This window comes from Nocardioides panacis, from assembly GCF_019039255.1.
Classification (GTDB): Bacteria; Actinomycetota; Actinomycetes; order Propionibacteriales; family Nocardioidaceae; genus Nocardioides_B; species Nocardioides_B panacis.
The window spans coordinates 3,041,905-3,062,570 of record NZ_CP077062.1 but is presented as its reverse complement, the minus strand read 5'-3'; the positions used below and the strand labels follow the sequence as shown (position 1 = coordinate 3,062,570).

Genomic DNA, 20,666 nt, shown 5'->3' with positions numbered 1-20,666 from the left:
GGGGGATTCGGCCGCGAACAGTCCCGGTCGCGGCCCGACGTCGCTCAACCTAGGGGCGCCCGGCCGGCGCGGGACGGCGAAGCGGACGCCCGCCCCCCGTTCGGCTCCGAGTCCCACCCGAACGGAGCGGCACCGCCCGGAGGGACTACCCGGCCGGGTGCCGCCAGGAGGGACGACCGCACCAGATTTGCACTTCCGGAAACAAGGTGCAAAACTGCACTCTATGGAGGAGAGTGCAATTCAGCAGGCCGGTCCGGGCGCGTCGCGGATCAGCAAGCGCGCACTCACCGCCCACCGGATCACCGCGTCCGCCCAGCAGCTCGTCCTCGAGCACGGCCTGGACGGCTTCACCATGGAGCAGCTCGCCGAGCGGGTCGGCGTCTCGCGCCGGACCCTGTTCAACTACTTCCCGAGCAAGGACGACGCCGTCCTGGGGGGGCCCGCCGTCGATGGACGAGGAGCTGCTGCGCACCTTCAGCGCCGGCGGCCCGACCGGGCACCTCGTCGACGACCTCGCGGCGATCGTGCTCGCGATCCTGCGGGACAGCCCCGAGACGCGGGAGGACGCCGCCCGCGGCCGGCAGGTGATGGTCGAGAACCCGCGCCTGATCGCGCTGGCCGCCGAGCGGCTGCGGCAGTCGGTGGAGTCCTGCGTGGTGCACGCCGAGAAGCGCGAGGGCGGGCACTTCGACCGGCGCCGCCTCGACGTCGCCATCGGCCTGGTGCTCGTCTGCTTCCACATCGCCATGGAGCGCTACCTCGACGACGACGTCGAGACCGACCTCTCGTCCCTGTTCACCGCGTCGCTCGCCACCGCCCGAGACCTGCTCGCCACCTGACCCGTCCCGCCCCTGCCACGTCCACCGGTCGGTGCGGCGTCGCCGCCCCACGCCCTCCCCAGGAGTTGTTCCATGGCCACCCTGCTCTACCGCCTCGGCAAGACCGCCTACCGCCGCTGGCCGGCGTTCGTCGCCGCCTGGCTCGTCGCGCTGATCGGCGTCGGCGTGCTGGCCGGCACGGTCTCCAAGCCGATGGTCGACACGTTCTCCATCCCCGGCATCCCCTCGCTCACCGCGCAGGACCTGCAGAAGCAGCTCTTCACCGACACCGAGGACGCCGAGGACCAGGCGAGCGTGACCGTCGTGGTCGCCGCACCCCAGGGCCACACCCTCCGGGAGCCGGCGTACATCGACCGCGTCGACCGCCTGGTCGGGGACCTGCAGGCCCTGCCGCAGATGCCGGCGACGAAGCTGGCCGACCCGGTGCCGGCCTCGGACGCGCAGTACCGGCAGGCCGTCGGCGCCGCGACGAAGTCCGGCACGCCCGCCGACGTCGCGCGTGCCAACGCCAGGGCGCTGCTGCCACTGAGCCCGGACAGCCGGGTCGGCACCGTCTCGTGGACCTACGACGTGGCGTCGGTCGCGGACGTGGCGCCGGCCACCCAGCAGAAGCTGCTCGACGTGCTGGCCGACGCCCGCGCCGACGGCCTGACCGCGGAGGCCAACGGGTCGGGCACGCAGGCGATGGTGGAGACCGGCGGCACCAGCGAGCTGCTCGGCATCGGCGTCGCGCTCGTCGTGCTGATCATCACCTTCGGCTCGCTCGTCGCGTCCGGCCTGCCGATCCTGTCGGCCCTCGTCGGCGTCGGTCTCGGCGTGTCCGGCATCAGCATCGCCACCGCCTTCACCACCGTCGGCACCACCACCCCGATCCTGGCCACGATGATCGGGCTCGCCGTCGGCATCGACTACACGCTGTTCATCCTGTCCCGCTACCGCACCGAGCTGCACCACACCGACGACCGGCAGGAGGCCGTGGGCCGCGCGGTCGGCACCGCCGGGTCGGCCGTCGTGTTCGCGGGCCTGACCGTGCTGATCGCCCTGTCCGCGCTGGCGATCGTGCGGATCCCGTTCCTGACCAGCATGGGCCTCGCCGCCGCCGGCACCGTGTTCATGGCGGTGCTCGTGGCGCTGACCCTGCTGCCGGCCGTGCTGGGCATGCTCAAGTCCAAGGCCTTCGGCGGCCGGGTACGTCGCGAGCGCGTCGAGCGCGACGCCGACGGCCGGCTGCACAACAACGGGGTCCGGTGGGCGCGGCTGCTCGGCCGGGCCCCGGTGGCGGTCCTGCTGCTCGTGGTCGTCGCCCTGGGCGCCCTGGCCCTGCCGGCCCGGAGCCTGCACCTCGCGCTGCCCAGCGACTCGACGGCGGCAACCAGCACCACGCAGCGCCAGGCCTCCGACCTGGTCAGCGACGCGTTCGGCCCCGGGCGGGAAGCACCGCTGCTGCTCGTCGTCGACGGACGCGGCGCCGCCGAGGCGGACCGTCCCGCGGCGTACGGCCAGGTCGTCGACTGGGCCGCCGGCCAGCGGGACGTCGCCAGCGCGCAGGTCGTCGGGATGAACGAGGCCGGCACCGGGGCCCAGATCCTGGTCACGCCGAGGAGCGGCCCCGACGCGCAGGCCACCGTGGACCTGCTCGGCGCCCTGCGCGACGGCCAGTCCGCCATCGAGGCGAAGACCTCGACGACCGTGGGCGTCACCGGGATCACCGCGATCCAGACCGACGTCTCCGACCGGTTGACCGAGGCGCTGCCGACGTACCTCGCGGTCGTCATCGGTCTCGCGTTCCTGCTGCTGATGCTGGTGTTCCGGTCGATCCTGGTGCCGCTGACCGCCACCCTCGGGTTCCTGCTCTCGGTGCTCGCGACGCTCGGCGCCACGGTGCTGGTCTTCCAGGAGGGCCACCTCGGCCTGGTCGAGGGGCAGCCGCTGGTGAGCTTCATGCCGATCATCGTGATCGGGATCGTCTTCGGCCTGGCGATGGACTACCAGGTCTTCCTGGTGACCCGGATGCGCGAGGCCTACGTGCACGGCGCCTCGGCCCGCGAGGCGGTCGTCGACGGGTTCCGGCACGGTGCCCGGGTGGTCTCCGCGGCCGCGACGATCATGATCTCGGTGTTCGCGGCCTTCATGCTGCAGGACAACGCGCTCATCCAGTCGATCGGGTTCGCGCTCGCCGCGGCCGTCTTCCTCGACGCCTTCGTGGTGCGGATGGTGCTGATCCCCTCGGTGATGTACCTGCTCGGCGACGCCGCCTGGTGGCTGCCGAGGTGGCTCGACCGGCTGCTGCCGAACGTCGACATCGAGGGCGGCAAGCTCACCGCGATGCGGGTCCCCGACGACGCCCGCGAGGTCGCGGACGAGACGCAGCCCGTCCGGTAGCCCGACCGGCTGGGCCGGTCCGTTCGGCGGGGACCGGTCTTCGGCGGAGAGGTGGCCCCGATGTCGACGCGTGAGCCCCAGCCGTCACTGCTGCCCCACGGGTCTGGACCGGCAGCCGGAGGCCGCTTCGCGCGGCCCGGTACGGGGTATATCTCCCTGGTGCCCCCCCTCCGTCTCCGCTGCCCACTCCGTGAGCGAGCACGTGGCTGGGCACGTCGCCGACATGGTCGCCGAGGTCCGTCCCCGGATGCGCGGCTGGCTGCACGCCGGCACCGCTCCGCTGGCCCTGGTCGGTGGCGTGCTGCTGGTCCTGCTCTCGCCCGGCGGCGCCCCGAGGATCGGCTCGGCCATCTTCGCCACCTGCGCCCTGGTGCTGTTCACGGTGTCCGCCACCATGCACCGCGGCGGCTGGTCGCCGCGGGTCCAGCTGGTGCTCACCCGGATGGACCACGCCAGCATCTTCCTGCTGATCGCGGGCAGCTACACCCCGTTCAGCCTGCTGCTCCTCGAGGGCTCGGACCGGGTGGTGCTGCTCGCCGTGGCCTGGGGCGGCGCCGCGCTCGGAATCGCGTTCCGGATGTTCGTCCCCGGCGCCCCGCGGTGGGTGTACACCCCGATCTACATCGCGCTCGGCTGGGCGGCGGTGTTCTTCGCCGGCGACTTCGCGCGGTACCACGTCACCTCGGTGGTGGTGCTGCTCGCGCTCGGCGGCCTGCTCTACACCGTGGGTGGCGTGGTCTACGGCCTGCGCCGGCCGAACCCGGTCCCGCAGTGGTTCGGGTTCCACGAGGTGTTCCACACCTTCACCGTGGTCGCGTTCGCCGCGCACTACGCGGGCGTCTCGATCGCGACCTACTCGCTGCGCTGAGCCGCCAGGTCCGCCGGAAGCTCCTGGGCCTGCTGCACAGGGGCGAACAGCCCGGCCAGCTTGACGGAGAGCAGACCCAGCAGGCACCCGATCAGCAGCGACACGAGGGTGTCGGCCCAGACCCAGCCGTAGGGGGGTCGAGAGCACGCCCCCGAAGGCGCCCGCGCCTGCCGTGGCCGGGTCTCCCAGGGCGGCCACGCTGTTGCCGACACCACCGCCGCCGGCGGCCCAGTTGTCCAGGCCCGTGGCGATCCACCAGAAGATGGTGGCCGCGAACGCGGCGAAGATCCCCGGCACGTAGTACCAGTCCCCGACGACCGACAGCAGCACGAGCAGGAACGCGGCGACCGCGACCACCAGGGCGATGCCCCAGAAGTCCGGCAGGTCGGCGACCTGGGGGGCCAGGGCCATCACCACGAGGCCGCCCACCGACCCGATCCCGGAGGCGGCGAGGACCTTGGTGAGGGCCGGCGAGTCGGCGCCGGCGGCGAAGAACAGCCCCCACGACACGAAGGCTGCGGGCACGATGAGGTGGAAGCTGCTCGGCAGGCTCAGGCCGTTGCCCAGGTCACCGTCGGCGACCCAGTGGAACGTGAAGTTCAAGCTGATCTCGACCCAGGCGAACGCCAGGACGGCGATGACGAGGGCGAGCGGAGCGGCGGATCGTGCTCGGGAAACCATGAGGGACTCCTCTGGACCGGTGGAGCGTGGCACTCGACCCGGCCGCCCGTGCGCAGGCCCCGGCCGCCGCCCCGGACGACGGCGACGGCGTGACGAGTCGCACCGCCGGCTCCCCGTGGATCGACCACCCGTGCTCGCGGGGGACGGTGCCCGACGATTGTCGGTGCCCGGTCCGCGGGCCAGGGTCTCACTTTGCGATACGAGGGCGGGCGGTCCCGGCTCAGCCCCGTCGGGACGACCGCCCGGTGACCGGCACGACGAGCGCCGACAACCGGGTGTACGCCTCGTCCGGGGTCATCGGCGTCGCCCCGCAGGAGACCGCGTGCGCGACCACGTCGGGCTCGGCCCGCATCAGCAGCCAGCCGCGGCGCAGCAGCACCAGCGGCGGCTTGCGGTGCTCGCGGAGGTCGCGGGTCAGCCGCCGCCAGAAGGTGACCAGCCGGTGGTTGCGCACGCACACCGCGTCGGCGAGCAGGCCGCGCTCCCGGCAGCCGCGCACGACCTCCTGGGCGAACAGCCCCTCCGCGACGACGTACGACGCTCCCGCCAGCGCGAGCGAGGTGCTGCCGACCCGGCCGTCCCGGGCGATGTCGTAGACCGGGATGTCGGCGGCACCGTCGCGGCAGAGGCGCTCCAGGGCGTCGAGGGCGTCGTCCTGCGACCAGGAGGTGGGGTCGTCCCAGTCGACGATCTCCTGGCCGGGGGCCAGGCTGATCCGGGGCAGCGTCGGGTCGTCGCCGTTCTTGTAGAAGTCGTCGAGGTTCACCACCGGGACGCCGGGGTGCTCCTGGAGCCGGCTGCAGAGCCGTGACTTGCCGGAGCCGGACGGCCCGGCCACCACGATCACCTGGGCGTGCACGCCTCAGATGCCGACCGGGTGCCAGACCGTCTTGGTCTCGAGGAACGCGGTCATCGTGTCGATGCCCGGCTCGAGCGTCCAGTCCGGCTCGGCGGCCCGGGCCCGGACGACCCGCTTGAGGTTCTCGGCCGCGGCGACCTCGAGCTCGCGGGCGGTCTCGGCGTCGCCGGACACCCCGGTGAGGTCGACGGCGTTGACGTCCATGTGCGAGGCGAGCGTGGGGGCGGTGTCCGCGAGCGCACCGGTGAGCACGTTGACCACGCCGCCGGGCACGTCGGAGGTGGCCAGCACCTCCGAGAACGTGATCGCCGGCAGCGGCCGCTCGTGGGACGAGGCGACCACGCAGGTGTTGCCGGTGACGACGACCGGCGCGACCACGCTGACCAGGCCGAGCAGCGAGGACTGCTGCGGGGCGAGGACGCCGACCACGCCGGTGGGCTCGGGCAGCGAGAAGTTGAAGAACGGCGCCGCCACCGGGTTGGTGCCGCCGACGACCTGCGCGATCTTGTCGGCCCAGCCGGCGTACCAGACCAGCCGGTCCACCGACGCGTCCACGACCGCCTCGGCCTGCCGCTTGGTCAGCCCCTCGGAGCGCTGCACCTCGTCGACGAACTGGACGCGACGACCCTCGAGCACCTCCGCGATCCGGTAGACGACCTGGCCCCGGTTGTACGCCGTGCGGGCGGACCAGCCGCCGAAGGCCTTCCGGGCGGCCTGCACCGCGTCCCGGGCGTCCTTGCGGGAGGCTGCCGACGCGTTCGCGAGGAACCGGCCCTTGTGGTCGTGCACGAGGTAGGTGCGGCCGGACTCCGAGCGGGGGGAACGCGCCGCCGACGTAGAGCTTGTAGGTCTTCTTCACGTCGATCCGTGTGTCGGGGGTCGGGCTCATCGCAGGTATCCCTCCAGCCCGTGGCGACCGCCCTCGCGGCCGTACCCGGACTCCTTGTACCCGCCGAACGGGCTGGTCGGGTCGAACTTGTTGAACGTGTTGGCCCAGACCACGCCGGCGCGCAGCTGGTCGGCGACCCAGAGGATCCGCGAGCCCTTGTCGGTCCAGATGCCGGCGGACAGGCCGAACGGCGTGTTGTTCGCCTTCTCCACGGCCTCGGCCGGGGTGCGGAAGGTCAGCACCGACAGCACCGGCCCGAAGATCTCCTCGCGGGCGATGCGGTGCGCCTGGGAGACGCCGGTGAACACCGTCGGCGGGAACCAGAAGCCCTTGGCGGGCAGGTCGCAGGCGGGGGACCAGCGCTCGGCGCCCTCGGCGTCGCCGACGTCCGAGAGCTCCCGGATCTTGGCGAGCTGCTCGGCGGAGTTGATGGCACCGACGTCGGTGTTCTTGTCCAGCGGGTCGCCCAAGCGCAGGGTGGCCATCCGGCGCTTCAGCCGCTCGAGGACCTCCTCGGCGACGGACTCCTGGACGAGCAGCCGCGAGCCGGCGCAGCAGACGTGGCCCTGGTTGAAGAAGATGCCGTTGACGATGCCCTCGACGGCCTGGTCGACCGGGGCGTCGTCGAACACGATGTTCGCGGCCTTGCCGCCCAGCTCGAGGGTGACCCGCTTGTCGGTGCCGGCGACCGTCTTGGCGATCATCCGGCCCACCTCGGTGGAGCCGGTGAACGCGACCTTGTCGACGTCGGGGTGGGCCACGATCGCCCGGCCGGTGTCACCGGCTCCGGTGAGGATGTTCACCACTCCCGGGGGGGAGGTCCGCCTGCTGGCAGACCTCCGCGAACAGCAGCGCGGTCAGGGGGGTCGTCTCGGCCGGCTTGAGCACCACGGTGTTGCCGGCGGCCAGCGCCGGGGCGATCTTCCAGGCCAGCATCAGCAGCGGGAAGTTCCAGGGGATCACCTGGCCGGCGACGCCGAGCGGCTGCGGGTCCGCGCCGAAGCCGGCGTGCCCGAGCTTGTCGGCCCAGCCGGCGTAGTAGAAGAAGTGCGCCGCGGCCGTCGGGACGTCGACGTCGCGGGACTCCTTGATCGGCTTGCCGTTGTCGATCGTCTCCAGCACCGCGAACTCACGGCTGCGCTCCTGCAGCAGCCGGGCGATCCGGAAGAGGTACTTCGAGCGCTCGCGGCCCGACATCCGTGACCAGACCCGGGTGTACGCGCGCCGGGCGGCCCGGACGGCCAGGTCGACGTCGGCCTCCGACGCCTCGGCGACCTCGGCGAGGACCTCCTCGGTGGACGGGCTGATCGTCTTGAACGACCCGCCGCCGGTCGCGTCGACGAACTCGCCGTTCACGAACAGGCCGTAGGAGGAGCGGATGTCGACGATCGAGCGCGACTCGAGGGCCGGCGCGTACTCGAACAGGTTCTGCTCAGTCACAGGGGATCAGTCCAGCGTGAAGTAGTCGGGACCGGAGTAGCGGCCGGTGGTCATCTTGGTGCGCTGCATGAGCAGGTCGTTGAGGAGCGTGGAGGCGCCGAAGCGGAACCAGTCCGGGTCCAGCCAGTCCTGGCCGGCCACCTCGTTGACCATCACGAGGTACTTGATCGCGTCCTTGGCGGTGCGGATGCCGCCGGCGGGCTTCCACGCCGACCATCTGGCCGGTCGCCGCGCGGTAGTCGCGGACCGCCTCCAGCATCACCATCGTCACCGGCAGGGTGGCGGCCGGCTGGATCTTGCCGGTGGAGGTCTTGATGAAGTGCGCCCCTGCCATCATCGCGAGCCAGGAGACCCGGCGGACGTTGTCGTAGGTCTGCAGCTCGCCGGTCTCGAAGATCACCTTGAGGTGCGCGTCCCCGCACGCCTCCCGCACCGCCACGATCTCCTCGAACACGTCGAGGTAGCGGCCGGAGAGGAACGCGCCGCGGTCGATCACCATGTCGATCTCGTCGGCGCCGGCCTCGACCGCGTCACGCGTGTCGGCCAGCTTGATGTCCCGCGCCGCACGGCCCGACGGGAACGCGGTGGCGACCGAGGCGATGCGCACCCCGCTGCCGGCGAGCGCCTGCTTGGCGGTCGCGACCATGTCGGGGTAGACGCAGACCGCTGCCGCGGCGGGGCACGAGGGGTCCGCCGGGTCGGGCCGCATCGCCTTGGAGCACAGGGCCCGCACCTTGCCGGGGGTGTCGGACCCCTCCAGCGTGGTGAGGTCGACCATCCGGACCGCGAGGTCGAGGGCGAAGGCCTTGGCGGTGGTCTTGATCGACCGGGTGCCGAGCGACGCGGCCCGCGCCTCGGCGCCGACCTGGTCCACCCCCGGCAGCCCGTGCAGGAACCGGCGGAGGGACGCGTCGGACGAGGTCGCCTCGGCCAGGTGGCCGGGCAGCGCGCCGTCGGGCGTCGAGCTCGCCGTCGAGCTCAGGGTCTGTGTCACGGCGCCCATCCTAGGACCGGGCCTCCGGTTGCGGAGAACCGCCCGCGCCGGTGCAGAATCGGGCCATGGCCCCCTCAGCGCAGACCCCCGCGGACGAGCCCGGTGCCGAGCGCGTGCTCGAGCGGTTCAAGCCCACCACCGGGATGTTCGTGGGCTGGGCCGGTGTGGTGCTGGCGGTCCTCGCGGTCGGCTACGTGGTGATCGGCGTGCACACGCTCGTCGGGCTCCGGATCGCGCTGGCCGCCGCCTTCGCGGGCGTGCTGGTCTGGGTCTCGCAGCTGCGGCCGCGCGTCACGGCGTACACCGCTCGGCTGAAGCTGCAGGGCTCCGTGCGGGACACCCTGCTGCCCTACGTGCTCATCGACGAGGTGACGATGGGCCAGACACTCAACGTCTGGGTGGGGGAGCGCCGGTACGTCTGCATCGGGATCGGCCGGTCGCTGGTCTCCGACATGCGCCAGCGCGGCAAGGCCGCACGCCAGGGGTCGTTGGCCGGCAAGAGCCGCAGCCGCGAGTTCTCCGACAAGGCCGAGATGGCCGCCCCGGACCAGACGGCGATGAGCTACCACACGTTCGTGGTCACCCGGATCGAGGAGCTCGTCGACCAGGCCAAGCGCGAGCTGGCCCGACGCGGCGGCAGCACCGAGGGGCTGCACGTCCGCCAGCCGTGCGCCGTGCCGGAGATCGTGGCGCTGGCCGTGACCGCGCTGGCGTTCGTGGTCAGCCTGTGGGTCTAGCCGCCCTGCCGCTCAGCGGGAGATCTGCTGCAGCGCCCACGAGTTGCCGTCGGGGTCGCTGAAGTAGGCGTAGCGCACCCCGCCGCCCATGTCGCTGACCTCGGACACGGCCACCCCGGTGCCGACCAGCGACGCGCGCACGGCGTCGAGGTCGTCCACCACCAGGTGCAGACCCTGCACGGGTGCCGCGTCGGGGTCACCGATCCCGACGCCGACCACCACCGAGCAGGCCGACCCCGGCGGGGTCAGCTGGACGATCCGCATGCCGTTGCCGGGCTGCACGTCGTGGTCGAGGCCGAAGCCCACCTGGTCGACGTAGAACGCCAGGCTCCGGTCCACGTCGGTCGAGCGCAACGGGACCAGCTCGAGTCGCATGTCCATGGGTGCTCCTTGCATCATCGGGGTCAGAGGCCGGCGGCGGCCGCGAGGTCGCCCCGGATCGCGTCGAGGCGCCCGGCCGCGGAGATCCGGGCCGCGTCCACGCCGCCCGGCTCGCCGGGTTCCACGGGCACCACGACCTCGAGGTAGCACTTGATCTTGGGCTCGGTGCCCGACGGGCGCACGATCACCCGGGCCCGGTCGGCCAGCCGGAAGCGCAGACCCTCGGTCGGGGGCAGGTCCGCGCCGCCCTCGGCGAGGTCGTCGACGGACTCGACGGCCAGGCCGCCGAGCGTGGCCGGGGGAGCGGTGCGCAGCCGGTCCATCGCGGCGGCGATCAGGCTGAGGTCGGTGACCCGCACCGAGAGCTGGTCGGTGGCGTGCAGCCCGTGCTCGCGGGCCAGGTCGTCGAGCCGGTCGGTCAGCGTGCGGCCCTCGCTCCTGAGCCGGGCGGCGAGCTCGAGGACCAGGAGCAGCGCGGACACGCCGTCCTTGTCGCGGACCAGGCCGGGCGCCACGCAGTAGCCGAGCGCCTCCTCGTAGCCGAACGCGAGGCCCTCGACGCGGCCGATCCACTTGAAGCCGGTGAGCGTCTCGCGGTGCGGCTGTCCGGCGGCCGCCGCGAGCGTGCCGAGCAGCGTGGAGGACACGATCGAGTTGGCGTAGACGCCCTCGGCCCCCGAGCGGAGCAGGAAGTCGCCGAGCAGGGCTCCGACCTCGTCGCCGCGCAGCATCCGCCAGCCGTGCGCGTCCGGCACCGCCACCGCGCACCGGTCCGCGTCCGGGTCGTTGGCGACGACGACGTCCGCGCCGACCTCGGCGGCGAGCGCCATCGCGAGGTCCATGGCGCCCGGCTCCTCGGGGTTGGGGAACGCCACGGTGGGGAAGTCCGGGTCCGGCTCGGCCTGGGCTGTCGCGACGTGCGGTGCCGCGAACCCGGCCCGCTCCATCACCCGCGCCACGGTCTCGCCGCCGACCCCGTGCAGCGGCGTGTAGACGACCGTGAGGTCCCGCGGACCGTCCGGGTCGACGAGGGCGACGACGTCGGAGAGGTAGGAGTCGACGACGTCCTCGCCGAGCCGGGTCCAGCCGTCGGCCCGTCGTACGGTGTCGAGGGGACCGACCGCGTCGATCGCGGCGGAGATCTCCGCGTCCGCGGGCGGCACGATCTGGCTGCCGTCGCCGAGGTAGACCTTGTAGCCGTTGTCCTCGGGCGGGTTGTGCGACGCGGTCACCATCACACCGGCGACGCAGCCGAGCGACCGGATCGCGTAGGCCAGCACCGGGGTGGGCAGCGGGCGGGGGAGCAGCACGGCGTCCAGGCCGGCGCCGACCATCACCGCGGCGGTGTCCTCGGCGAAGACCGCCGAGTTGTGCCGGGCGTCGTACCCGACCACGACGGTGCCGCCGGCGTGCCCCTGCTTCAGGAGGTACGCCGCGAGGCCGGCCGCGGCCCGGATGACCACGACCCGGTTCATCCGGTTGGGGCCGGCGCCGAGCTTCCCGCGCAGGCCGGCGGTGCCGAACTCGAGCCGCCCGTCGAACGCGTCGGCGAGCTCCGCGGCCGCACCGGACCCGGTCGTGGTGTCCGCCCAGGTCTCGGCGGACGCCTGGCCGAGGAGGTCCTCCAGCTCGGCGCGGGTCTGCGGGTCGGGGTCCTCGGCGGCCCAGGCGCGGGCACGTCCGAGCAGCTCCTGGGGGGTCACGGGTCTCGCTCATGGGCGGAACACTAGTGGCCGCCCCCGCGCCGGGTGGGGTCACACCGACAGCGGGTGCCCGTCCCGCAGCAGCGCGGTGATCTCGCCGGGCGGGACCGGCCGGGAGAACAGGAAGCCCTGGCCGAGCTCGCAGCCGAGGTCGCGCAGCAGCTCGAGCTGGGCGACGGTCTCGATGCCCTCGGCGATGGACTGGAGGTCGAGGCCCTCGGCCATGTGCACGACCGAGCGGACGATCTTCTCGGTGTGCGCGCTGCCCTCGAGCTGCGCCACGAAGGACCGGTCGATCTTCACCACGTCCGCGGCGAAGCGGTGCAGGTAGCGCAGCGAGGAGTAGCCGGTGCCGTAGTCGTCGACGGCCACCGAGACCCCGCCGGCCCGCAGGTCTGCCACCACCGTCACGGCGGTCTCGAAGTCGACGGCCAGCGCCTGCTCGGTGAGCTCCAGGACGATCTGGTCCGGCTCGATCCCGTGGGCCGCGACCAGGGCCAGCACCCGCTCGGCGAACCGCGGCTCGTCGAGCTGCCGGATGGACACGTTGATGCCGACGGCGAGCCGGTGGTCGGGCAGCTCCCGGCGCCACCGGCCGAGCTGCGTGCAGGCCTCGGTCATCACGTGCCAGCCGAGCACCCGGATCGAGCCGCCGTACTCCGACATCGGGATGAAGTCGGCGGGGGAGACCGCGCCGAGCTCGGGGTGCTGCCAGCGCAGCAGCGCCTCGACGCCGCGGACCACGCCGCTGCCGAGGTCGACGATCGGCTGGTAGACGACGGAGAACTCCTCGAGCACCGGCTGGGCGATCTGCTCGCGGAGGAAGACCTGCTTGGCGGCGGCCTCGCGCTCCGGGCCGTCGATCACCACGATCCCGCCCTTGTCGCGGGCCTTGGCCTCGTAGAGCGCGATGTCGGCGTGCGAGAGCAGCGAGTGCGGCGTCTCCACGTCGCCGGGGGCCGGGAAGACCACGCCGATGCTGGCGCGCACCAGGAACCGGCGACCGCCGACCTCGATCGGCGCGACGACCTGCTCGACGAGCCGCTCGGCGGTCCGGCGCACGGACCCCCGCGACCCGGACAGCAGCAGCGCGAACTCGTCACCGCCGAGCCGGGCCACGGTGTCGCCGGCCCGCACGGTCGCCACCAGGCGGGCGCCGATCACCTCCAGCACCGCGTCGCCCGAGGCGTGCCCGTGCCGGTCGTTGATCACCTTGAAGTCGTCGAGGTCCATCAGCAGCAGCGCGAACCCGGTCCCGTCGTCGTGGGCCAGCGCCGCGTCGAGCCGCTCCATCAGCAGCGCCCGGTTCGGGAGCCCGGTCAGCGCGTCGTGGTAGGCCTGGTGGGTCAGCCGGTCGGTGAGGTGGTGGCTGTCGCTGACGTCGTGCAGGGTCAGCACCGCGCCGCGGAGCGCGCGTCCGTCGAGCTGCCCGACGGCGGTCACCTCGAACCAGCCCCAGCTGCCGTCCGCGCGGCGCAGCCGGCACTCCACGAAGCCGAAGCGGTGCTCGCCCTCGAGCACCGGCCGGATCGTGTCGAACGTGCCGCGCTTGTCCTCGGGGTGCACCTGGGCCTGCAGGTCGGTGGCGTCCGCGAGCCGCTGCCAGTGGCTCAGCGCGGTGTGCGCCGACGGGCTGACGTAGCCGACCGCCCCGTCGACGCCGACGACGATCACGACGTCGGACAGGTTGGCCACCAGGTCCTTCCACCACTGGTCGCGGTGCAGCAGCTGCGACGTACGACGCTCCACGGCCGCGCCCAGGTCGTGGCCGAGCCGCAGGTGGTCGGCGACCACGAGCAGCTGCCGGACGGCGACGGCGAGTGCCAGCGGCCCGGTCAGCCAGAGGTACCGGCCCGGGTGGGCGACGGCGGCCGGCGTGGTGAGGTAGGCCCAGGCGGCCAGCGCGAGGGCGGCGTAGGGCAGCAGCTCCTGGGCCAGCGACGGCGGCCGGCCGAGGTCGTCCTGGACCGGCAGGTCGGAGTCGCCGGCCGGGACCTGGGCGGCCAGCGCCACCAGCAGGAAGCTGAGCAGCCAGCCGAGGTCGGTCATCCCGCCGGAGCGGAAGGTGCCGGTGAAGGTCTGCGTGACGTAGCGGCTGTCGGTGACCGCGAGCACCAGCAGTCCCACGCACAGCGGGACCCACACGCGCAGCCGGGCCTGCGGCAGCACCATGCAGCGGACCAGCACGAAGGACGCGACGAGCACGTCGGCGAGCGGGTAGGCGAGGGCGTCCAACCGGACCAGCGGCTCGCTGGTGGCGTGCACGACGGGGCCCAGCACCCACAGGGCGCTGACCAGCAGCAGCGCGCCCGCCACCACGACGGAGTCGAGGTAGACCCGGCGCCGGGACCACAGGTTGCCGGCCGAGCGCGGGAACTGCGCGATGCCGATCGCGATCGGGACCGCGTAGCCGATGTAGCCGACGTCGGCGAGCGACGGGAACGGTGAGGGCGCGTCCAGCACGGTCCCGGAGACGGTCCACACCAGCGACCCCGCGGCCCAGGTCAGGCAACCGGCCGCCAGCCAGGCCCAGCCCGTGTGCCGGCCGTGCCGCACCCGGTGGGCGTGCCGGCAGCTCAGCGCGGCCACGGTCGGGGCGACCACGAAGACCAGGTCGCTGACCAGCCGGCGGGTGGCCGCGCCGCCCACCCCGGCGCCGAGCCACAGCCCGAAGAGCAGCACGCTCCCCAGGGCGAGCGCGACCGCGGCGCGGTACCGCCGCTCCGACCGGCCGGGGGTGCGCGCGAGGTGCGCCGGTGCCGGCTCGGGCCGGACGACGTGCTCGATGGAAGTCACCGGTGCCCTCCCCGTCGGCCCGAACTGTCGTCCACAGTTTCGGCTGGCGGAGGGCGGACCCGCGGGGTTTGCGGGGGGAAGTGTCCGAAGGGACTAGCCCGGACGGGTGGGTCCGTCCAGCGCGGGGCGGTGCAGCGTCTCGGAGAGGTAGGAGCCGCCGACGTGCGCACCCTCGACGTCGTCGCGCCCCGGGTCCCGGGTCACCTGGTCGACGTACCGCTCGGCGTCGTCCTGGGGGTGGTAGCCGAGCGCGCGGCCGGCGTCCAGGTCCCACCAGGCGCGGGTGTTCGCGGAGATCCCGTAGAGCACCGCGAAGCCCGGGTCGGGGGTGGTCAGCGCGGCCTCGAACATCCGCACCGCGTCGTCGTGCGACAGCCAGGTCGACAGGTGGCGCACGCTCTCCGGCGCGGCCAGGAAGCTGCCGATCCGGGTGGCGACCGCGTCGAGGCCGTAGCGGTCGGCGTACAGCGACAGCAGGGCCTCGGCGGCCACCTTGGCCACGCCGTAGAAGGTGTCCGGCCGCGGGCGTACGTCGACCTCGAGCAGGTCGTCACCGCGCGGGGTGCGGCCCACGGCGTGGTTGCTGCTGGCGTAGACGATCCGGGTGACGCCGTGCCGCACCATCGCGTCGAGCAGGGCGCCGGTGGTCACCACGTGCGAGGTGAGCTCCTCGGGCAGGGAGGCCTCGGTGGGCATGCCGGCGAGGTGCACGACCGCCTCCAGGGCGCCGGTCCGCGCCGCCGCCACGAAGACCGCCTCGACGGCGTCCGGGTCCGCGCAGTCGGCGGTCGCCCACTCGCCGGGGAAGCCGCCCGGCTCCGGGATCAGGTCCAGGCCCACCACGGTGTGCCCACGGTCCACGAGCCCCGCGCAGAGCACCGCGCCGATGCTGCCGGCGGCGCCGGTGACGAGCACGCGCACGCGTCAGACCCTCGGGAGGATCGCACCGAGCAGCTGGCCCATCCGCGAGGCCGCGGCGTTGCCGGCCTCGAGCACCTCGGCGTGGTTCAGCGGCTCGCCGGTGATCCCGGCGGCCAGGTTGGTGACCAGCGAGATGCCGAGCACCTCCAGGCCGGCCTCGCGGGCGGCGATCGCCTCGAGCACCGTGGACATGCCGACCAGGTCGCCGCCGATCGCGCGCACCATCCGGATCTCGGCCGGGGTCTCGTAGTGCGGCCCGGTGAACTGGCAGTAGACGCCCTCGTCGAGGCCGGGCTCGACCTCGTGGCAGAGCGCCCGCAGCCGGGGGGAGTACAGGTCGGTCAGGTCGACGAAGTTCGCGCCCTCGATCGGGGAGGCCGCGGTGAGGTTGATGTGGTCGCTGATCAGCACCGGGGTGCCGGGCGTCCAGGTCTCCTTGAGGCCGCCGCAGCCGTTGGTGAGCACCGCGACCCGGCAGCCGGCGGCCGCGGCGGTGCGCACCCCGTGCACCACCGAGCGGACCCCGAGGCCCTCGTAGTAGTGGGTGCGGCCCAGGAACACCAGCAGGTTGCGGTCCCCCGAGCGCACCGACCGGATCTTGCCGGCGTGCCCCTGCACGGCGGGCGGCGCGAACCCGGGCAGGTCGGTGGTGCTCAGCTCGGCGGTGGCCTCGCCCAGGGCGTCCACGGCGGGCAGCCACCCGGAGCCCATCACCAGGGCCACGTCGTGGGTCTCGACGCCGGTCTTCTCACGGAGCACGGCAGCCGCTTCGGCGGCGAGGTCGGCAGGACTCGTCATGCCGCGCACCCTATCCGGCGCCCGCCTGGGGGGCTCGCGCGGCTCAGCTGCCGATCGAGCGGCAGGGACGGGCGCGCAGCGCGGCGACGTAGTCCTCGGGGGCGTCGGCGGACTGGGCGGCCTCGGCGAGGATGCCGAGGTAGCTCGCGGAGGGCAGGCCGCCCTCGTAGGCGTCCAGGACGTAGGTCCACACCAGCTGCTCGCCGGTCATCGTCGAGACCCGGACGCGGGTCTTGCGGTAGAGCCCGGTGTCCGCGCTCTCCAGCGCGTCCAGGTGCTCCTCGTCGTCGCCGGTGATGTCGTAGATCGCCACGAAGACCTGTTCGAGCGGGTCCTCGACGATGGTGGCCAGGGCGCCGTCCCAGCCGTGCTCCTCGCCGCCGAACGTCAGCCGCCAGCCGACCAGCCAGCCGGTCCCCTGCAGCGGGGAGTGCGGGCAGCGCTCGCCCATGCGACGGGGGTCCATGTTCGACCCGAAGGCGGCGTAGAGGGGCACGGCGGCAGACTACCGATCCAGGGGCAGATACCCACATGTGTCTCGGGCTTGCGAGGATGGGCCCCGTGAATCGTGTAGTGGTGGTCGGTGGCGGTCCCGGCGGGTACGAAGCGGCGCTGGTGGCTGCCCAGCTGGGGGCCGACGTCACCGTCGTCTACACCGACGGCCTCGGCGGCTCCGCCGTGCTCACCGACTGCGTGCCCAGCAAGACGCTGATCGCGACCGCCGAGCTGATGGCCGACATGGAGGAGGCCAAGGAGCTCGGCATCCGCTTCGAGGGCTCCCTGGTCGCCGAGCTCGGCACCGTCAACGCCCGGGTGATGCGCCTGGCGCAGGCGCAGTCCGCCGACATCGAGCGCCGGCTCACCCGCGAGGGCGTGCGGGTCCTCAAGGCCCGTGGACGGCTCGACCCGTCGACCGGCTCCGGGCAGGCGGCGCCGATGGTGGTCGCCACCCCGGTCGACGGCGGCCCGGAGGAGACGCTCGAGGCCGACGCGATCCTGCTGGCCACCGGCGCCTCCCCGCGCACCCTGGGGTCCGCCCAGCCCGACGGCGAGCGGATCCTCACCTGGGAGCAGGTCTACGAGCTCGACGAGGTCCCCGAGCACCTGATCGTCGTCGGCTCGGGCGTCACCGGCGCCGAGTTCGCCAGCGCCTACAACGCGCTCGGCGTCCCGGTCACCCTCGTCTCCAGCCGCGACCGGGTGCTGCCCGGGGAGGACGCCGACGCCGCCGAGGTGCTCGAGGACGTCTTCACCCGCCGCGGCATGACCGTGCTGTCGAAGTCACGGATGCAGTCGGTGACCCGCTCCGGGGACGCCGTGACCGTGACGCTCACGGACGGTCGCACGGTCGAGGGGTCGCACTGCCTGCTGGCGCTCGGCTCGGTGCCGAACACCGCCGACATGGGCCTGGCCGAGGCCGGGGTGACCCTCGACGAGGGCGGCTTCGTGTCGGTCGACCGGGTGTCGAGGACGGCAGCCCGCGGGGTGTACGCCGCGGGTGACTGCACCGGCGTGCTGATGCTCGCCTCGGTCGCCGCCATGCAGGGCCGGATCGCGATGTGGCACTTCCTCGGCGACGCGGTCGCGCCGATCGACCTCAAGACGGTGTCGTCCAACGTGTTCACCGCCCCGGAGATCGCCACCGTCGGCTGGTCGCAGAACGCCGTGGACGCCGGCGAGATCGACGCGGAGTGCATCACGCTGCCGCTGTCGGGCAACCCGCGCGCGAAGATGCAGGGGGTCCGCGACGGTTTCGTGAAGCTGTTCGCCCGCCCCGGCACCGGCACCATCGTCGGCGGGGTGGTCGTCGGCCCGCGCGCCTCCGAGCTGATCCATCCGGTCGCCATCGCCGTCGCGCAGAACCTCACCGCCGACCAGCTCGCGCACGCGTTCACGGTGTACCCCTCGATGAGCGGCTCCGTCGCCGAGGCCGCCCGGCGGCTGCACGTCTTCAAGACCTGACCCCGGGCCCGCCTGCTGCCGGTCCCGGTCCCGGTCAGAAGTCGAAGCCGCCGCCGTCGAACCCGCCGCCGTCGCCGAAGCCCCAGCCGCCACCGTCCCCGCCGGAGTCCCCACCGCCGTCGTACCCGCCGCCGTCACCCGCGTCACCCGCGCCGCCGTCGCCGCCGTCGCCGCCATCTCCTGAGTCACCGCCGCCGTCCCCGCCGGTGTCGAACCCGTCACCGCCGACGCCGTCCCAGGTCGGCGAGAGCATCGTCAGCAGCAGGAACGACGGCAGCAGGCCCGAGGCCGCGTAGCCGCCGAAGTAGCCCGACGCCCACGGCGAGTAGGCCGGGCCGCCCTGCCAGTACGGCACCCGGCCGACGCCCTGCTGCACCGTGCGGATGTCCGGCTCGGCGCCCTGTGCGAGCCGGTCGGCGTCGGCCGCGCAGACCGGGATCTGCCGCTGCTGACCGCCGGCCGGCGCCCACTCGACGTCGGTCGTCGACGGTCCGTGCGCGGGGTTGAAGAAGCACGGCGGCCGGCGCACCGGCAGCGGCCGCCCGGACGTGCGCGCGTGCACGCAGGCGACGGCGTACCGGCCGTCCTCGAGCGCCTCGGTGACGTGCCGGACGTCCTCGCTGACGGCGACCCGGCCGAGCGACTCCTTGGCGGACTCGTAGGAGTCCAGCGCCCGCTGGTAGTCCTGCCGGGTCGGCTCGTCGAGCTCGGTGGTGAGCATGTCGGTGTCGAGTCGCTGCAGCTCCTCGCCGAACCGGGTGACGTCCTCGTCGGCCACCTTGCGCACGGCGTCGAGGTCGGCGACCCGGCGCTCCTCGAGGGCCCGCTGCTCGGTGCGGCGGGACACCGCGCGTGCCACGAGCACCGCGGCGCCGACAAGGACCAGGATCACCAGGAGGGTCATAGCGGCGAGGCTACCTGGCGGCGCGGAATCCCTTGTGCCACAAGGGTTTCGAACTACAGCGATGTAGTTCCTCAAGGCCGCCGCCGGATGCGCCGATTCGCTGTTGGGGCACTCCTTTCCCGGCATACCCTGCTGTCACACCAGCCCCTTCCCGACCAATTTCCTGGCTCGCGCCCGCAGGAGGACCCCCGGATGAGCAGTCGTCCTCCCCATCGTCGACGCGCAGCCGCGCTGGCCCTCGCCGGCCTCGTCGTCACCCCCCTGGCGAGCGTCCCGCTGACCGCCGTGTCGTCCGCCGGGGTCGACGTCGACCAGTCCTTCACGGTCCCGGCCGGGCGGACCGTCGTGCTGCGCGGGCACGGGTTCGGGCACGGCCACGGGATGTCCCAGTACGGCGCCCAGGGGGCTGCCAAGCAGGGCCTCGGCTACCGGCAGATCATCGACTTCTACTACCCGGGCACCTCCTGGTCCGAGGTCGAGGGCAAGGTGCGGGTGCTGATCAGCGCGGACACCACCTCCGACGTGGTCGTGCTCGCCGTCCCCGGCCTGCGGCTGCACGACATCGGCAACAAGGCGACGTACCAGCTGACGACGCCCGCCGCCGCGACCCGCTGGCGGATCGCCGTCGGCGCGGGCAACAAGAGCGTCGTGGACTACTTCACCGACACGTGGCACCGCTGGAAGCCCGGCGGTCGCCCGACGCTGGTCGGGAACGCGCAGTTCGGCGCGCCCACCCCGCTCACGCTCGTGACCCCGTCCGGCCAGCGGAGCTACCGCGGCTCGCTGCGCTCCGCGACCCCCGTCCCCGGCGGCAAGGCCCGCGACACCGTGAACGTGCTGACGATGGACGACTACGTGCGCGGCGTGATCCCGACCGAGATGCCCGCGTCCTGGCAGCCCGAGGCGGTCAAGGCGCAGTCGGTCGCCGCGCGCACCTACGCGACCTGGTCGCGCAGCCAGTACCCCACGCGCTACTACCAGATCTGCGACACCTCCTACTGCCAGGTGTACGGCGGCCAGGGAGCCGAGGACCCGCGCAGCAACGCGGCCGTCACCGCCACCGCGCGCCAGATCCTCACCTACGACGGCAAGCCGGCGTTCACGCAGTTCTCCTCGAGCAGCGGCGGCTGGACCTCCGCGGGGAGCGTGCCCTACCTCGCCGCGAACGCCGACCCGTACGACGACTACGACGGCAACCCGGTGCACGCCTGGACGCTGTCGCTCAGCGCGCGGTCCGTCGAGCGGGCGTACCCCAGGGTCGGCACGCTGAACCGGATCCGGGTCACCCGGCGCGACGGGAACGGCGAGTGGAGGGGCCGCGTCTGGACGCTGGTCCTGGACGGCAGCAAGTCCGACGTCACCGTCTCCGGCGACGAGTTCCGGGCCCGCTTCGGCCTGCGCTCCTCCTGGTTCACCGTCTCCTGACCCCCGGTCGACCCGGCCCTCCGGTCGCCTCGACCCGGGCCTCCGGTCGCCTCGACCCGGGCCTCCGGTCGCCGCGACAGGACCAAG

Annotated in this window: 18 protein-coding genes and 2 pseudogenes; 7 read left to right on the top strand and 13 right to left on the bottom strand. The window is 73.3% G+C overall.

Annotation, left to right across the window (positions count from 1 at the left end):
• Window positions 1-223: 223 nt before the first annotated feature.
• From KRR39_RS26185 to trhA, 4 genes and pseudogenes are all read left to right on the top strand, one after another.
• Window positions 224-412: pseudogene (locus KRR39_RS26185) on the top strand (TetR/AcrR family transcriptional regulator); the annotation flags it as partial.
• 37 nt (window positions 413-449) lie between these two features.
• On the top strand, window positions 450-839 hold the full coding sequence (locus KRR39_RS14935) for a hypothetical protein (protein WP_216938069.1): 390 nt from the start codon (window positions 450-452) through the stop codon (window positions 837-839).
• 72 nt (window positions 840-911) lie between these two features.
• Window positions 912-3,221, top strand: coding sequence for an MMPL family transporter (locus KRR39_RS14930; RefSeq protein WP_216938067.1), 2,310 nt, complete (start codon window positions 912-914; stop codon window positions 3,219-3,221).
• Between the two features lie 190 nt (window positions 3,222-3,411).
• The gene (gene trhA / locus KRR39_RS14925; RefSeq protein WP_254185167.1) at window positions 3,412-4,089 is read left to right on the top strand and encodes a PAQR family membrane homeostasis protein TrhA; all 678 of its coding nucleotides are present in this window, start codon (window positions 3,412-3,414) and stop codon (window positions 4,087-4,089) included.
• Between the two features lie 303 nt (window positions 4,090-4,392).
• Here the strand turns inward: trhA and KRR39_RS24975 are convergent.
• The 6 genes and pseudogenes from KRR39_RS24975 to deoC form a co-directional block, all read right to left on the bottom strand.
• Window positions 4,393-4,770, bottom strand: a pseudogene (locus tag KRR39_RS24975) (DUF1097 family protein); the annotation flags it as partial.
• A 220-nt stretch (window positions 4,771-4,990) separates the two neighbouring features.
• Window positions 4,991-5,629, bottom strand: a complete 639-nt coding sequence (locus KRR39_RS14915; RefSeq protein WP_216938065.1) for an ATP-binding protein — start codon at window positions 5,627-5,629, stop codon at window positions 4,991-4,993.
• Window positions 5,630-5,632: 3 nt separating this feature from the next.
• Window positions 5,633-6,418 (bottom strand): aldehyde dehydrogenase family protein, encoded by a 786-nt coding sequence (locus KRR39_RS14910; protein ID WP_254185166.1) that lies wholly within the window; start codon window positions 6,416-6,418, stop codon window positions 5,633-5,635.
• Window positions 6,419-6,514: 96 nt separating this feature from the next.
• Complete coding sequence (locus KRR39_RS24970) at window positions 6,515-7,321, bottom strand: aldehyde dehydrogenase family protein (protein ID WP_254185165.1); 807 nt, start codon at window positions 7,319-7,321, stop codon at window positions 6,515-6,517.
• Window positions 7,296-7,958 (bottom strand): aldehyde dehydrogenase family protein, encoded by a 663-nt coding sequence (locus KRR39_RS24965; RefSeq protein ID WP_254185164.1) that lies wholly within the window; start codon window positions 7,956-7,958, stop codon window positions 7,296-7,298. The genes KRR39_RS24970 and KRR39_RS24965 overlap by 26 nt, the downstream gene beginning before the upstream one ends.
• On the bottom strand, window positions 7,951-8,952 hold the full coding sequence (gene deoC, locus KRR39_RS14900; protein WP_254185163.1) for a deoxyribose-phosphate aldolase: 1,002 nt from the start codon (window positions 8,950-8,952) through the stop codon (window positions 7,951-7,953). The genes KRR39_RS24965 and deoC overlap by 8 nt, the downstream gene beginning before the upstream one ends.
• Window positions 8,953-9,017: 65 nt before the next feature.
• Between deoC and KRR39_RS14895 the strand changes: the two genes are divergently transcribed.
• Complete coding sequence (locus KRR39_RS14895; RefSeq protein WP_216938064.1) at window positions 9,018-9,689, top strand: hypothetical protein; 672 nt, start codon at window positions 9,018-9,020, stop codon at window positions 9,687-9,689.
• Window positions 9,690-9,701: 12 nt separating this feature from the next.
• Here KRR39_RS14895 and KRR39_RS14890 read toward each other — a convergent pair whose 3' ends face one another.
• The 6 genes from KRR39_RS14890 to KRR39_RS14865 all read right to left on the bottom strand — a co-directional run bounded on the left by KRR39_RS14890 (window position 9,702) and on the right by KRR39_RS14865 (window position 16,784).
• Entirely contained in the window at window positions 9,702-10,070 is a 369-nt protein-coding gene (locus tag KRR39_RS14890) for a VOC family protein (RefSeq protein WP_216938062.1), read from the bottom strand.
• A gap of 23 nt (window positions 10,071-10,093) precedes the next feature.
• The gene (locus KRR39_RS14885) at window positions 10,094-11,773 is read right to left on the bottom strand and encodes a phospho-sugar mutase (protein ID WP_216938047.1); all 1,680 of its coding nucleotides are present in this window, start codon (window positions 11,771-11,773) and stop codon (window positions 10,094-10,096) included.
• 51 nt (window positions 11,774-11,824) lie between these two features.
• Window positions 11,825-14,569: a putative bifunctional diguanylate cyclase/phosphodiesterase gene (locus KRR39_RS14880; RefSeq protein ID WP_216938045.1), complete on the bottom strand. Its 2,745-nt coding sequence runs from the start codon at window positions 14,567-14,569 to the stop codon at window positions 11,825-11,827.
• A 93-nt stretch (window positions 14,570-14,662) separates the two neighbouring features.
• On the bottom strand, window positions 14,663-15,490 hold the full coding sequence (locus KRR39_RS14875; RefSeq protein WP_216938037.1) for an NAD-dependent epimerase/dehydratase family protein: 828 nt from the start codon (window positions 15,488-15,490) through the stop codon (window positions 14,663-14,665).
• A gap of 3 nt (window positions 15,491-15,493) precedes the next feature.
• The gene (locus KRR39_RS14870) at window positions 15,494-16,288 is read right to left on the bottom strand and encodes a purine-nucleoside phosphorylase (protein WP_216938035.1); all 795 of its coding nucleotides are present in this window, start codon (window positions 16,286-16,288) and stop codon (window positions 15,494-15,496) included.
• Window positions 16,289-16,331: 43 nt separating this feature from the next.
• Window positions 16,332-16,784: a gamma-glutamylcyclotransferase family protein gene (locus KRR39_RS14865; protein WP_216938033.1), complete on the bottom strand. Its 453-nt coding sequence runs from the start codon at window positions 16,782-16,784 to the stop codon at window positions 16,332-16,334.
• 65 nt (window positions 16,785-16,849) lie between these two features.
• Here KRR39_RS14865 and KRR39_RS14860 point away from each other — a divergent pair, with 65 nt between their 5' ends.
• On the top strand, window positions 16,850-18,250 hold the full coding sequence (locus KRR39_RS14860) for an NAD(P)H-quinone dehydrogenase (protein ID WP_216938031.1): 1,401 nt from the start codon (window positions 16,850-16,852) through the stop codon (window positions 18,248-18,250).
• A 34-nt stretch (window positions 18,251-18,284) separates the two neighbouring features.
• Here the strand turns inward: KRR39_RS14860 and KRR39_RS14855 are convergent, their stop codons facing one another.
• A complete protein-coding gene (locus tag KRR39_RS14855; RefSeq protein WP_216938028.1) occupies window positions 18,285-19,154 on the bottom strand; it encodes a hypothetical protein in 870 nt (289 codons plus the stop codon).
• Window positions 19,155-19,346: 192 nt separating this feature from the next.
• On the opposite strand from KRR39_RS14855, the gene KRR39_RS14850 reads away from it, so the two are divergent.
• Entirely contained in the window at window positions 19,347-20,579 is a 1,233-nt protein-coding gene (locus tag KRR39_RS14850) for a SpoIID/LytB domain-containing protein (RefSeq protein ID WP_216938026.1), read from the top strand.
• The last annotated feature ends 87 nt before the right edge of the window (window positions 20,580-20,666 follow it).

What these genes read in the sequence shown, in the direction of transcription:
- KRR39_RS14895 (WP_216938064.1), top strand. Translation starts at nt 9,018, where the DNA reads ATGGCCCCCTCAGCGCAGACCCCCGCGGACGAGCCCGGTGCCGAGCGC.
- KRR39_RS14855 (WP_216938028.1), bottom strand. Translation starts at nt 19,154, where the DNA reads ATGACCCTCCTGGTGATCCTGGTCCTTGTCGGCGCCGCGGTGCTCGTG.
- KRR39_RS14935 (WP_216938069.1), top strand. Translation starts at nt 450, where the DNA reads ATGGACGAGGAGCTGCTGCGCACCTTCAGCGCCGGCGGCCCGACCGGG.
- KRR39_RS14930 (WP_216938067.1), top strand. Translation starts at nt 912, where the DNA reads ATGGCCACCCTGCTCTACCGCCTCGGCAAGACCGCCTACCGCCGCTGG.
- KRR39_RS14890 (WP_216938062.1), bottom strand. Translation starts at nt 10,070, where the DNA reads ATGGACATGCGACTCGAGCTGGTCCCGTTGCGCTCGACCGACGTGGAC.
- KRR39_RS14870 (WP_216938035.1), bottom strand. Translation starts at nt 16,288, where the DNA reads ATGACGAGTCCTGCCGACCTCGCCGCCGAAGCGGCTGCCGTGCTCCGT.
- KRR39_RS14850 (WP_216938026.1), top strand. Translation starts at nt 19,347, where the DNA reads ATGAGCAGTCGTCCTCCCCATCGTCGACGCGCAGCCGCGCTGGCCCTC.